Genomic DNA, 12,882 nt, shown 5'->3' with positions numbered 1-12,882 from the left:
CGTATAGCATGCAGGCCCCGCGATACGGGGCCTGCATGCGCGCACGTCCGGTCGACTCAACCGCCGTTCTTCGCCAGCCAGGCGTCGATCGCGGGAAGCTGTTTGCTGCGGATCATCTGGCGGTATTTGATGTTCGCGACCACCGTCTCGGCGGCACGACGCGAACCGGCGGCGACATGCGCATTGGCGTACGCGTTGATCTTGCCGATCATGGCCGGATCGTTCGAACTGCCGCCCAGCGCCGGGTAATAACGGCTGGCGGAGGTGGTATCGACCAGCTTGTCCACCTGCGCGCGGTGGGCCATGGCGAAGTCGAAGGCCAGGTCGGGATGGCGATACGCGGCACTGCCAATCATGCCCGCACTGTTGGTGGCGCCGGGCTCATCGGTGAGCGCCAGATCCAGCGCCCGCCGGGCCAGGGCGGCATCGTCGGATGCGGCCAGCAAGCCATACAGGCGATCCTTGATCAGCGGCGTGGTCTCGGCCTTGGCCTGGGCGTGCAACTTGTCCCAGGTGGCGGCATCGGCATGGCTGGCCACCACGCCCAGGACCACCTTGCGCAATCCCGCCGGCAGCGCCTTCGGGTCAGTGTCCTTCGACGCATAACGGCGCTGCGCCTCGCCGATCACCGTGGTGTCGCCAAGCTCGGCCAGCACACGGATCAACTGGGTGCGCAGGATCGTGACGGGATCGCTCTCGCCCGGCCGTGCCTCCCAGCCGACACGCGCGAACACCGGCGCGAGCCGGCTGATCGCGAATTTGCGGAAGCGGGCCTGGCGGGCCGTATCGCCGCGGTAGTAGTTGTCCAGCCCGGCCAGCTTGTCCGCGATATCGCCCCAGATCTGCGGATCGGCATCGGGCGACGTGGCGCTGGCCAGATCCAGGTAATCCGAAGCGGGTTGCAGCCCGGCCATGCCCAGTGCCCAGGTGTCGCCCATCAGGCCGAGCTGGTCGATCGGCGCCAGCTTCGCGAAGTCACCCTTGATCGCGGCGAACTGGGCCGGCGCATACAACGTGCGGTAGTAGCCGCTCTGTCCCGCATTGACCAGCACCGGCGCGCAACCAGGCACGCTCAGCGTGGCCCGGCCATCCACCAGCACGCGTGCCGGGCTGCCGCCGATGGCCTGCGCGATCACCGGCACCTGCCACTTCAGCGGCGTCTTGCCCGGGCGATCCTTGGTGAACTCGCCCTGGCTCAGTTTCAGCGTGGTCTTGCCGTCGCTGCACGCGGCCGCTTCCACGCGGATCAGCGGAATGCCCGGCTGCAGCGTGAAATCATGGGCAATCGCGATGATCGGCTTGCCCGCCACCGCCTGCACTTCACGCCACAGGTCGTCGGAGGTGGTGTTGCCGTAGGCATGCGCCTTGATGTAATTGCGCACACCGGCACGCCAGGCGTCGGCGCCGACGTAGCCTTCCAGCATGTGGATCACGGCCTCACCCTTGGAATAGGTGATGGCGTCGAACGCCTGGCTGGCCTGCTCCACCGTCTCCACGTGCTGCACCACCGGATGCGTGGTGGCCACCGCGTCGCGCGACATCGCGCCTTCGCGCGTGCCTACCGCCTCCAGCACGGTGTTCCATTCCGGGTGCAGTTTCTCGGTGGTGCGCGACGCCATCCACGAGGCGAACCCCTCGTTCAGCCACAGGTCGTCCCACCAGCGCATCGTCACCAGGTCGCCGAACCACTGGTGCGCCATCTCGTGCGCGGCGGTGCTGAAGATCGCCTGCTTGTCGGACGGCGTCGAGATCGTGGGATCCATCAGCAAGGCGTACTCGAAGGTGTAGATCGCCCCCCAGTTCTCCATCGCCGAGAAAAACTGGCTGCGGCCCGGCGAAGCGATGTTGTCCAGCTTGGGCAGCGGATACGGCACGCCGAAATAATCGTTGTACTCGCGCAACACGGCGCTGGAGGATTCCAGCGCAAACCCCGCCTGCGACGCCAACCCCTTCTGCGTGATCACGCCGATCTCGGTGCCGTCCGTCACGGTGGTGGCGCGATCGAAATCGCCCAGCCCGAAGAACAGCAGGTAGGTCGACATCTTCGGCGACGACTGGAAGCGCACGCGGCTCAGGCCGTTGCCCAGATCGGTGGTCGACGTCGCCGGCATGTTGCTCACCGCCATCTCGCCGCTGGGCACGGTCACTTCCAGATCGAACGTGGCCTTGTACGCCGGTTCGTCCCACGACGGAATGAAACGGCGCGCGTCGGAATTCTCGAACTGGGTGTACAGCGCGCGCTTCTTGCCCGCACTGGTGTCGTAGTCGATGGCGAACAGGCCGTTGGCCTGGGTGCCGATCTTGCCGGTGTAGGCCATCGTCAGCTTGTAGTTGCCCGGGGGCAGCGCGCGGTCGAAGCTGAAGGTGGCGGTTTGCGCCTGCGCATCCACCGTCACCTTGGGGTCGGCCACCGCCATGCGCAGCCGCGTCGGCGTCAGGTGCACCGAGGAGAACGCCATGTCCAGCGCATTCAGCGTGATGCTGCGGGTCGGCTGCAGTACGTCGACGGTCACCGTGACCTTGCCGTCGAAACTCAGCTTGTCCGCGTGCGGCACCACCGCCACGTCGTAGTGGCTGGGCACCACGGTGCGCGGCAACTGGGTGGTGGCGAGATCCGCCGCAGGCGCGACGACAGGCGTCGTCGCCATGGCCGTCATCGACACGCCGGCGAGCGCCAGGGCAACCGCGGAAACCAGCAACGTAGTACGCATGACATTTCCTTCCATGCAAGTGGGGTCGGGGAACGGCGAGCCATGGGCTCATCGACCGGCCTCTTCGGCACCGGCCCGGGCCGCACGATACTGACGCGCACCCAGGCCATCGTGCACAGGCCGGAAGTCATGGCACCCGGGATGCCTTCCGCGCAGCCGCTTACATCTGAACGACGGGACATTGACGGCGTCCACCGCAGGATGACCCCTCCCCTCGCGACGCTGCGCGCCGCACCCGTCCCGGAGCACCACCATGGCCACGAAGAAACAGCCCGCCCAGCCTGCCATTCCCTCCGCCGCCCGCGGCCACGGCGACGAACTGCAGGAGATGGCGGGCGGAAGCCACCCGCCGCTGACCACCAACCAGGGCATGCCCGTATCGGACAACCAGAACTCGCTGCGCAGCACCCCGCACGGGCCGACCCTGCTGGAAGACTTCGTGCTGCGCGAGAAGGTCATGCACTTCGACCACGAGCGCATCCCCGAGCGCATCGTGCACGCGCGCGGCTCGGCCGCGCACGGCTACTTCGAACTGACCAGATCGCTGCAGAAATACACCACCGCGAAGATCCTCACCGAAGTCGGCGAGAAGACCCCGCTGTTCACGCGCATCTCCACCGTCGCTGGTGGCGCCGGCTCGATCGACACGCCACGCGACGTGCGCGGCTTCGCGGTGAAGTTCTACACCAAGGAAGGCAACTGGGACCTGGTCGGCAACAACATCCCGGTGTTCTTCATCCAGGACGCGATGAAATTTCCCGACCTGGTGCATGCGGTGAAGATGGAACCGGACCGCGGCTTCCCGCAGGCGGCCAGCGCGCACGACACGTTCTGGGATTTCATCTCGCTGACGCCCGAAGCGATGCACATGATCATGTGGGCAATGAGCGACCGCACGATCCCGCGCTCGCTGCGCATGATCGAGGCCTTCAGCATCCACAGCTTCCGCCTGATCAACGAGAACGGCGACAGCACCTTCGTGAAATTCCACTGGCGGCCGAAGCTCGGCCTGCAGTCGCACGTGTGGGACGAGGCGGTGAAAGTGGCCGGCGCCGATCCGGATTTCCACCGCCGCGACCTGTTCGAGGCGATCCAGGCCGGCAACTTCCCGGAGTGGGAGCTGGCCGTGCAGCTGTTCACCCAGGCCCAGGCCGACAGCTTCCCGTTCGACCACCTCGACGCCACCAAGATCATTCCCGAGGAGCTGGTGCCGCTGACCGTGATCGGCCGCATGGTGCTGAACCGCTGGCCCGACAACTTCTTCGCCGAGACCGAGCAGGTCGCCTACTGCCCCGCCAACATCGTGCCCGGCATCGACTTCTCCAACGATCCGCTGTTGCAGGGCCGGCTGTTCTCCTACCTCGATACGCAGCTGTCGCGGCTGGGCTCGCCGAACTTCCACCAGTTGCCGATCAACGCGCCGAAGTGTCCGTTCGCCAACCAGCAGCGGGACGGCCACATGCAGATGGAACAGCCGAAGGGCCGCGTCAGCTACGAGCCCAGCTCGCTGGATTCCGGCTCCGCACGCGCCAGCGCCAGCGGTTTCCGCAGCTTCGCCGAACCGGCCGACGATGGCAGCAAGGGCCGCATCCGCGCCGAGAGTTTTGCCGACCACTACAGCCAGGCGCGCCAGTTCTACCGCAGCCAGACCACCTTCGAGCAGGCGCACATCGCCTCGGCGCTCGTGTTCGAGCTGTCCAAGGTGCAGACGCTGCACGTGCGCGAGGCGATGGTCGGCCATCTGCGCAACGTCGACGACGATCTCGCCCGCCGCGTCGCCGACGGCCTGGCCCTGCCCGACTTCCCGCCCGCGCAGCCCAAGGCGGTGCCCGCGAAGGACCAGCCACCGTCGCCGCCGCTGCAGATCATCGGCAAGATGAAGGACACGCTGAAAGGCCGCGCCGTCGGCATCCTGTTTCACGACGACTCGGACGCCGCCGCGGTCAAGGCGCTGCGCAAGGCCGCCGAATCCGCCGGTGCCAGCGTCAAGCTCGTCTGCCTCAAGGTCGGCGGCGCCAAGCTCAGCGACGGCAAGCACCAGCCCGCCGACGGCCAGCTGGCCGGCACACCGTCCGTGGTGTTCGACGCCGTGGCGCTGGTGCTCTCCGACGAGGCCGGCAAGCTGCTGGCGAAGGAAGCCGCCGCAGTCGACTTCGTGCGCGACGCCTTCGGCCACCTCAAGGCCATCGCCGCCGACGCCGGTGCGCAAGCCGTGCTGAAAGTCGGCGGCATCAAGAAGGACGCCGGCGTGGTCGACGCCAGCGACAGCGCCGGCTTCATCCAGGCGGCGAAGACACGGCAGTGGGCGCGCGAGGCGAAGTTGCGCACGCTGGCTTGAGGCAACGCTGAATAAGCCGTTGCAATCAATCGGCCCGTACATCTGATCAGTTTTGTACCTGATCAGATGGGTAGATCACGATTTTCTGCGCTTGGGTTTCACCCTTTTCGCGCCTTGAGGCGCGTTGTTGGGTACTCGGGTACGCGACAGCAGTCGGCCAATCCAACGGCCACGAAAACGGGGCAGTACCCGCGACGTCTCCCACTGCGCGTGGTTTGAGCTTTGATAATCGTCCATCGGCGATTCTCCACTCGTGGGCTTGGCGGCTCACGAGTGGAGTTTCCCGATGGACTTCAGTACATCAAACTTCTGCTGCCTCCCCGGCCGAGCCGGGGGAACTCCAGATTGGTCCAGGCATCGAATAACGCGAGTGATGCGCTTCGTTTCTCAGCGCATCCCAATGCCCTGTTGGTCTATACCGCGACTCGATGAGCGGTACGCTTTTTCGCAGCCATCCAAACGCCCAGGAGACCGAATCCCAATAGGCCGAAGGTCCCCGGCTCGGGAACCGAATTGGGGTTATTCTCCGCGCGGCCGAATCGCAAATCGTCAAAACCCAGAATGTCGTTGGTGGCGTTGAACGTGACGCTGGAAATCTGGTTCCCAAAATCGATGAAGCCGAGGAACGCACCGCCCCCGTTGATGGCCGACGGCATATTGAGCGTCCTGGTAACGGACGATCCATCCGTGTACACGATGGTTTGCTGCGGCACGAGATTCGTTTGCAAGCCGTTTACGTAGAAGCCAAACGAATCCACTGGGCTCGTGAAGCTGAATGTCACCGAGCCGCCGAAAACAGAGCGGAAGAAAGCACCGCCGGCGGTGGTATTGAACCCGCATAACGCGCCGCAGCCCGAGTTGTTGGTTGTGGTGCCGCCGGTAATGGTCACGTTGGCGGGCAATGCTGATTCAAAATCAACGATGGAAATGGCTCCAGCAACCGCGTCAAAAGCTGCGGCCATCGCGCTGGAATTAACCATCTGCGCCAGTGAACTGACGTTGTTGTCCGACGCTGAGTAGACGACGGGCGTTGCTTGTGCCGACATGCAGGCTGCAGAAAGCGTAGCCGCTAGCAGGAGGAGACTTTTGATTGACATGGTGTTTTGCTCCAGAGTTTTCACTAGTGTTGTTGATTGCTGGTTCAAACCCGGACCTCTGGGATTTCAGAGATCCCCGGCGATGAAGCAGATTTAATGCCATGCTGCATAACCACGCAGTAACAAGGACTTGGGTTTCATCCATGGGATTGCGGAAAGGGGTTTTGTAAAGGATTTCGACGCTTCGCAACATGCACGTAGCTGGAGCCATATCCAGCCCCCGTCGCATTCGAACATCCGGATGACCCTGCCGACGGATCACCCGACCGTGGTGAAACGACCCCCGAGGCGAGCGGCAATCTGCATATAGCTGTACTCACCGGTCGCCCATGCCGCTGATCGGTCACGGCAGGCAACGCGCCGCGTCCGTTTGCGCGAGTCACGAGAGCGGGATGCACGGCAGCCAGGGGTGGCGGCTCATTCACGCCAAACGCCGCCGTCGTCAGATGCAATCCCGATGGGCCACCGTCTTCACGTCCCACGATCTCGCCGGGCGCTATGCTGCGCCGGTCAACCGAGGGGTACCGCCATGAGCGACCACGCACCCGTCACCGTTGCCCATCGATCCACCTTCACGCCGCCGCCCCGGGCCGCGTGGCTGCAGCGCAAATGCAGCTGCGGCGCGCACAGTCACGGTGAAGGCGAATGCAGCACGTGCGCCAGGGAACACCACGGCCTGCAGCACCAGTTCGTCACCGGCTCCGCCCACGATGCACTCGAACGGGAAGCCGACTGCGTCGCCGATCACGTGGTGGCCGGCCCCGCGTCTGCCCGCGGTATCACGGTACCGGCCATGCAGCGGCATGCCATCGGCCACGCCGCCAGTGCGGAAATCCCCGACAGTGTCGGCCATACCCTCGCCGGTGCGGGCGCCCCACTTCCCGCGGACGTGCGCCAACCCATGGAGGAGCGCTTCGGCCATGATTTTTCCAGCGTCCGCGTGCACACGAGTGCAACAGCCGGGCAATCCGCGCGCGACGTCGATTCCCAGGCCTATACCATCGGCCACGACGTGGTGTTCGCCGCCGGCCGTTACGCGCCGCACACGCGCGAAGGTCGGCGCCTGCTGGCGCACGAACTGACCCACGTCGTGCAGCAGGAGCAAGGCGCCCGCCTGCAGCGAAAGGACGACAAAGCCAAACCGGCGGACAAGGACAAGGCCGCGCCGGCCAACTTCAAGGGCTGCAACGACGATCGCAAGAAGCTGGTCGAGTCGGCGATCACCCGCGCCGGCGAACTCGCCGCACGCGCGCTCGTCGCGCTGAACCGCGACTTCCCGATGAGCTGGGAGGGCATCGCCATGGACAAACACTTCAGTCGCCTGCCATCGAGCGACTTGGACATCGTCAAGGAGCGCTTCAAACGCGCCCAGGGCGAAGCGGCTTCGAAAATCTATACCTGCGCCCCGAGGGACGTGAAGGCATCGGAAGGCGGCAAGATCCTCGACCCCTGCGCCGAGGCCGAATGCCCCGGCAGCAAGATCACCATCTACCCGCAATTCGGCTCGGAAACCTGCAAGGACGCCGGCGCCATCCTGCTGCATGAAGTCATCCACAACCTCGGCGGTTGCGGCGATACCGACGTCAAGGACAAGGGCTACCCCACCCTGCACCCGGAAGACAACGCCTATTCCTACGAGCACTACGCCGTCGACGTGGCCGCTGGTCCGAAGGCGCCGGATGCGCTGAAGAAGCGCGATCCCAAGGCGCCGAAAGCGACGCTTTGACGGCGCCCACCGCATAGCGAGTCGCAGGCATACTTTCGGCACCGCCGCTGCACTGGAAATTACTCCTCCGGCTCCGGCTGCATCTTCGCCAGCACTTCTTCCAGATCGGCGATGGCCTTCTCCAGCGCCTCGTGCAGTTGCCCCTGGCGGTCCATCAGATCGGCGAGCTTCTCCGCCTGCTTGAGCTTGGACAATTCGCCGTCGAACAGCAGCCACGCCGTGGTCAGCGCTTCCACGTTGTTCTTCGAGTAGTGCCGCATCTCCTTGAGCTGCGCCAGCGTGTCGCCGACATGGTCGGCCGGCGTCTTCGCGTTTTCATCGGACATGGGATGGTTCCTCCTGGCAGCCCGACGTATCGGGTCGTTCGTCCTGACGGTAGCGACGCCGATGCGAAGTGCGAGTCAACGTCTGCTCAAGACTCGTTGTCCGTCACGGCAGATGGACGTGACGACACGCCGCACGCCTAGCGCCAGCCGGCGTCGCGCGCCGCGCGCTCCTGCCGTGCATCGAAGACATTGCCGCGCAAACGCGCGTCGACCGCGGCTTGCACCTCCGGCGGCAAGGCGCTCGCCGCCTGGCGCAATTCGCCGCTACCTTCCGGCGCGGTCGCTGCAGCGAGCACCGGTAGCGCCCAGCCCGCACTCTCGTGGCAGGCAAGGCCGGCTCGCGCCGGCGGGGTGTGCAGCACGAAGGTGCGGCAGATGCGTCCGTCGCTGCTGCGGAAACTCAGGCCGATGGCAATCGGGGCATGCGCATCCGGTTCGCTCGCCAGTGCCTCGTCGAGCGCGTGGGTCAAGGCACCCGCAGCGAACGACTGGCCGCCCTGCACGCGCACCAGGTCGCCGCCAGGCTGCCACCACCACAACGCCACGGCGAGCAGCGCCACCGATGCGGCCAGCGCGGCGCCTGGCACAAACCAGCGGCGGTGAGCCGTGCGACGGCGAGTCGCGCCGTGCCCGCCGGCCGGCATGACGGGCCGCGTGGCCGGTGTCGCCGCCTGTGCGGATGGCGGCTGCAACAAGGCGGACAGGCGTGCCGGCACCGGCTCGTCGAGCACCGGATCGAACGCGGCGCGTAGCCGCGCCCGCACGGCGCGCGCCCGCTCCACGCGACGGGCGAGCACGTCGTCATGCGCCAGCGCCGCCTCGATGCGCGCGGCGTCGGGCGCGTCAAGTTCGCCGTCCACGTAAGCCTGCAAGGTATCGTCGTCGATCGGGTTCATGTGTCTTTCCCAAGATGGGCCTGCAAGGTGGCGCGGGCGCGGGCCAGGCGGCTGGTGACGGTACCCACCGGCACTTCCAGCAACTCGGCGGCCTCGCCGTACGACAGGCCCTCGACCAGCACCAGGGCCACCACTTCGCGATGGTCCGGCGGCAACGCCGCCAGCGCCATCGCCAGTTCCAGCTGCTGCGCGGGCTGTGCGCTGGCGCGGTCGACGGCCATCTCGCCGGCTTCCTCCGGCGCGAACAAGTGTTGCGAGCGGCCGCGTGCGCGCAGTTCGTCCCGCCAGGCATTGCGCGCGATCGCGAACACCCACTTGTCCAGCGCGGCATCCGGCCGCCACTGCGCAGCGCGGGCCAGCGCGCGCTCCAGCACGATCTGCACCAGGTCGTCGGCGTCGGCAACCTGCCCGGCCAGCGCCCGCGCCAGGCGACGCAGGCGTGGCAACAGCGGGATCAGTCCTTCGCGCACGGCGTCGCTCGAATTCACGCATCACCTTCCATTACGTCTGAAGGGGAGGATTCCTTCCCTCGTGCGCATCGGCGCGGTTCGAGGGCGTAAAGCGGGCCCATGCTAGCATCCGGCCCCGTTGCTCCCGAGGCCGTTGGCCATGCCCTTGCGCCGTTCGTCCACCATGTTCGTCACGTTGCTGGCCATCGCACTTGCCACGGTGAGCGCGACGCCGGCACGGGCGCAGGTGCTCGGCCCGGTGCAGGGTCTGCCGAACGTGCAGGTCCCCGGCGTGGGCCTGCCCGGCATGGTTCCCGCCTCACCCTTGCGCAGCGTGGACGATCTGTTGCGCGGACCGCTGGCCCTCACGCGAAAATTGCAGATCGACGCGCTGCGACGCAGCGAGCCGCGGCGCGTCGACCTCGATCCCCACGGTGCGCCGATCCTGCACGGCGAATTTCTCGCCATGGGCCTGTCGGATGCGCAACTCGATGCGGTGCGGGCGCTGGGCTTCAGCGTGGATCGCGCGACGCCAGCGGACGCGACGCTGGGGCTGGACTTCGTGGTGCTGCACGACACCCGCAGTCGCAGTACGGCCAGAGCCATGCGCGCCTTGCAGCGGGCCGCACCGGATGCGACGTTCACCTACCAGCATCTCTACCTGCCCGCTGGCCATGCTGACGTGGCCAACGCAACCAGCGCGGCGACTCCGCCGTCCAGTGCACCGGCGCGACGCGTGGGCCTGGTCGATGGCGGCGTCGACCCGGCCGATCCCGCGCTCGCACACGCACGCATCGAACGGCATGGCTGCCAGACGGCGACCGTATCGCGGCACGGGACTGCCGTTGCCGCGCGCCTCGTCGACGGCGACCCGGACACGCTGTACGCCGCCGACCTGTGGTGCGGAGATGCGGTCGGCGGCGCCACCTCGAACCTGGTGGACGCGCTCGCGTGGATGGCGCACGAGCACGTGGCGGTGATCAACATCAGTCTGGTCGGTCCCGACAACCCGGTGCTCGCGCGCGCGGTGCAGGCGATGATCGCGCGCGGCCACGTGCTGGTCAGCGCGGTCGGCAACGACGGACCCGCGGCACCGCCGCTGTTTCCCGCGGCGTACCCGGGCGTGATCGGCGTCAGCGGCGTCGACGCGCGCGATCGCGTGCTGCCCGAATCCGGCAGTGGCGACCAGGTGGATTTCTGCGCGTCCGGCGTGGTCGGCAGCGGCCGCAATGCGCTGCGCGGCACCTCGTTCGCGGCGCCGATCGTGGCGCGAAAAGCGGCTCATCTGCTGGACGCTCCTCGCGAGGGCGCCGCGGCACAGGTGCAGCAGCAACTGATCGATGCAGCCCGCCCCCTCGGCGCCCCGGGCCATGACCCGCGCTACGGCTACGGCCTGCTGTCGCCCTGAATCTGAACAAAACCCGACCGCAACCCGCCGCGATGGAAGGATCGTTCCGGCAGCGGCGTACAGGACCCCGGAAGCCGCGGATCGGCCGCAGGCAGGAGGTCCCACCATGCGCAACACGACCCTCAACCACAAAACCCTCAACACCGCCCTGTTCGCCGGCGCGCTGGCGCTGGCCGCGATGGTCCCGGCGCACGCCCAGATCCTGGGTGGCGGTTCGCTCACCGGCGGCATCACCGGCGGGATGAACGGCCCGATCCATTCCACGATGGGCCAGGTGGGCGGCCAGATCGGCGGCTCCGCGCGCGGCATGGGCAACCTGCATGCGCCCGACATCAATCCGCGCTTAGCCGAGCGGCGCGCGGAGCGCCTGCGTCAGCGCGCCGCCACCACCGCCGCTTCGGCGACGGACACCGCTGCACGCACCACTCGCCAGGTGAACGGCCAGGCCGCCGCTGACACCGCCGCCGGCCTCACCGGTGCGGCCGGCGCCAGCGCCGGCAACGGTAGCGGCAACAGCGCTGCGCTGGACGGCGCGGGACAACTGGGCGCCTCCGCAGCCAGCGCGGTCGATACCTCAGGCACACACAATGCCGTGGCCGGCGCCACGGACCAGGCCGTCGGCCAATCGCGTTCAGCCGTCTCGACGGCCAAACGCGGCGCCCGGGGCGCGCTGGGCCGCGTACAGAACACGGCCAGTAACGCATCCGCGAACGCCGAGGGCGCAGCCGAAGGCTCGGCCACGGCCGGCCTGAGCGCCGCCCGCCAAACCACCGCTACCGGCACCCAGTCGGCGCAGACCGCCGGCTCGCTCGGCACGGACGCGGCCGGCAGCGCGTCGCAAGCAAGCTCGACCGGCGCGAACGCCGCACGCCAGCCGTCGGGTAACGCCGCGACCCCGCAACCGGGCCTGCTGTCGCCGACGTCCCACGCCGTCCGCGGCGCCGGTGACAAGACGATCGACGTGTCGGGCTCCGGTGCAGCCAACGGCAACACGAACGCCAACGCCGGCTCGACCTCCGGCACCCGCGGCTCGGCCAACGCCAGCGGCCGGGCCGGCGGCCAGGCCAGTGCCCACGGTTCGGCCCGCGATGGCATCTCCACCTCGGCGCAGACCGACGGCGATGCCGGCGCCGGCGCGAATGCGCAGCAGCACTAAGCCAGCAGCACCGTGAAAACCAGGAGCCCCCGTTTGCGGGGTTCCTTCGTGGCAAAAAAAGAGGCCCCGCATGGTGCGGGGCCTCTTTGGTCTCACGAGAGATGCAGCGAATCCAGGCTCAGGCCGTCAGCGACCCGGCCGACGCCGGATCGCTCGGCGGTGTGGGCGTGCGCGATCCACGGGCAAAACGGGCGGCCAGCGCCTTGCGCGCGTCGTCCAGTCCCTGCCCCTTGCCGGCGACCTTGAACACCGCATAGCCCTCCAGCGCGTTGGTCATCAGGTCGCTGCCGATCGCCATCTCGGTATCGACCCCTCGCTGATGCAGCTTGCCCATGCGCACCAGGCGCGGGCGCAACGCATCCAGCGTGGCCAGGTCGCGCTGGTAACCGGCCAGATCGAAATTGCGCGGCAACACACCCGGGTTGTCGCCGAAGACATGACCGGCCTGCCGGCAGAACGCCTCGGACTTGTCGCCCATCTTGGTCAGTTCGTGCCGCTGGTCCGGCGTCAGCGCGATCAGCGAGGCCAGGCCCGTCTCCAGCGCCGTGAGGGCGTTGTCGTGGTGGCAAGCACGTCGGTGTTGAGGTCGATATCGACCAGATTCTGGCTCATGTCCACTCCTTAGATGTGATGTCAGGAAAGCCGACCCGCTTGGCCGGCGGCGCAGCGTAACGTGCGCGCCATCCCTCGCCCACGCCTCGCGTGTAGGTCGAAAAGGCGCTGCTGCGTAGGCGGAAACCGTGTTTGCGGGCGCGTGAATGCCGGCAGTCAACGC

At 67.3% G+C, this 12,882-nt stretch carries 10 protein-coding genes; 4 read left to right on the top strand and 6 right to left on the bottom strand.

Going from position 1 to position 12,882, the window contains the following annotated elements:
* Positions 1–56 precede the first annotated feature (56 nt).
* Positions 57–2,711 (bottom strand): M1 family metallopeptidase, encoded by a 2,655-nt coding sequence (locus ABD024_RS07570; RefSeq protein WP_343851235.1) that lies wholly within the window; start codon positions 2,709–2,711, stop codon positions 57–59.
* 253 nt (positions 2,712–2,964) lie between these two features.
* Between ABD024_RS07570 and ABD024_RS07565 the strand changes: the two genes are divergently transcribed.
* Positions 2,965–5,049: a catalase gene (locus tag ABD024_RS07565; protein WP_343851233.1), complete on the top strand. Its 2,085-nt coding sequence runs from the start codon at positions 2,965–2,967 to the stop codon at positions 5,047–5,049.
* Positions 5,050–5,462: 413 nt separating this feature from the next.
* Here the strand turns inward: ABD024_RS07565 and ABD024_RS07560 are convergent, their stop codons facing one another.
* A complete protein-coding gene (locus ABD024_RS07560) occupies positions 5,463–6,146 on the bottom strand; it encodes a PEP-CTERM sorting domain-containing protein (RefSeq protein WP_343851231.1) in 684 nt (227 codons plus the stop codon).
* Between the two features lie 529 nt (positions 6,147–6,675).
* Between ABD024_RS07560 and ABD024_RS07555 the strand changes: the two genes are divergently transcribed.
* The gene (locus ABD024_RS07555) at positions 6,676–7,872 is read left to right on the top strand and encodes an eCIS core domain-containing M35 family metalloendopeptidase (RefSeq protein WP_343851229.1); all 1,197 of its coding nucleotides are present in this window, start codon (positions 6,676–6,678) and stop codon (positions 7,870–7,872) included.
* A 59-nt stretch (positions 7,873–7,931) separates the two neighbouring features.
* Here the strand turns inward: ABD024_RS07555 and ABD024_RS07550 are convergent, their stop codons facing one another.
* From ABD024_RS07550 to ABD024_RS07540, 3 genes are all read right to left on the bottom strand, one after another.
* Positions 7,932–8,198: a hypothetical protein gene (locus tag ABD024_RS07550; RefSeq protein ID WP_343851227.1), complete on the bottom strand. Its 267-nt coding sequence runs from the start codon at positions 8,196–8,198 to the stop codon at positions 7,932–7,934.
* A gap of 137 nt (positions 8,199–8,335) precedes the next feature.
* On the bottom strand, positions 8,336–9,094 hold the full coding sequence (locus tag ABD024_RS07545; RefSeq protein ID WP_343851225.1) for a zf-HC2 domain-containing protein: 759 nt from the start codon (positions 9,092–9,094) through the stop codon (positions 8,336–8,338).
* Positions 9,091–9,582: an RNA polymerase sigma factor gene (locus tag ABD024_RS07540; protein ID WP_343851223.1), complete on the bottom strand. Its 492-nt coding sequence runs from the start codon at positions 9,580–9,582 to the stop codon at positions 9,091–9,093. The genes ABD024_RS07545 and ABD024_RS07540 overlap by 4 nt, the downstream gene beginning before the upstream one ends.
* Before the next feature lie 121 nt (positions 9,583–9,703).
* Here ABD024_RS07540 and ABD024_RS07535 point away from each other — a divergent pair, with 121 nt between their 5' ends.
* Together ABD024_RS07535 and ABD024_RS07530 are read left to right on the top strand one after the other, a co-directional pair.
* A complete protein-coding gene (locus ABD024_RS07535; protein WP_343851221.1) occupies positions 9,704–10,951 on the top strand; it encodes a S8 family serine peptidase in 1,248 nt (415 codons plus the stop codon).
* Between the two features lie 106 nt (positions 10,952–11,057).
* Positions 11,058–12,107 (top strand): hypothetical protein, encoded by a 1,050-nt coding sequence (locus ABD024_RS07530; RefSeq protein ID WP_343851219.1) that lies wholly within the window; start codon positions 11,058–11,060, stop codon positions 12,105–12,107.
* Positions 12,108–12,225: 118 nt separating this feature from the next.
* Here the strand turns inward: ABD024_RS07530 and ABD024_RS07525 are convergent, their stop codons facing one another.
* Positions 12,226–12,585 (bottom strand): hypothetical protein, encoded by a 360-nt coding sequence (locus ABD024_RS07525; protein ID WP_343851217.1) that lies wholly within the window; start codon positions 12,583–12,585, stop codon positions 12,226–12,228.
* Positions 12,586–12,882 lie beyond the last annotated feature (297 nt).

The sequence above is a fragment of the Rhodanobacter soli genome (genome assembly GCF_039523495.1).
Lineage (GTDB): Bacteria > Pseudomonadota > Gammaproteobacteria > Xanthomonadales > Rhodanobacteraceae > Rhodanobacter > Rhodanobacter soli.
The sequence above is the reverse complement of the archived record's forward strand: the minus strand, read 5'-3'. Positions and strand labels throughout refer to the sequence as shown.

Coding starts and splice junctions, on each gene's coding strand:
- ABD024_RS07550 (WP_343851227.1), bottom strand. CDS start 8,198: ATGTCCGATGAAAACGCGAAGACGCCGGCCGACCATGTCGGCGACACG.
- ABD024_RS07555 (WP_343851229.1), top strand. CDS start 6,676: ATGAGCGACCACGCACCCGTCACCGTTGCCCATCGATCCACCTTCACG.
- ABD024_RS07525 (WP_343851217.1), bottom strand. CDS start 12,585: ATGGGCGACAAGTCCGAGGCGTTCTGCCGGCAGGCCGGTCATGTCTTC.
- ABD024_RS07530 (WP_343851219.1), top strand. CDS start 11,058: ATGCGCAACACGACCCTCAACCACAAAACCCTCAACACCGCCCTGTTC.
- ABD024_RS07545 (WP_343851225.1), bottom strand. CDS start 9,094: ATGAACCCGATCGACGACGATACCTTGCAGGCTTACGTGGACGGCGAA.
- ABD024_RS07565 (WP_343851233.1), top strand. CDS start 2,965: ATGGCCACGAAGAAACAGCCCGCCCAGCCTGCCATTCCCTCCGCCGCC.
- ABD024_RS07570 (WP_343851235.1), bottom strand. CDS start 2,711: ATGCGTACTACGTTGCTGGTTTCCGCGGTTGCCCTGGCGCTCGCCGGC.
- ABD024_RS07560 (WP_343851231.1), bottom strand. CDS start 6,146: ATGTCAATCAAAAGTCTCCTCCTGCTAGCGGCTACGCTTTCTGCAGCC.
- ABD024_RS07535 (WP_343851221.1), top strand. CDS start 9,704: ATGCCCTTGCGCCGTTCGTCCACCATGTTCGTCACGTTGCTGGCCATC.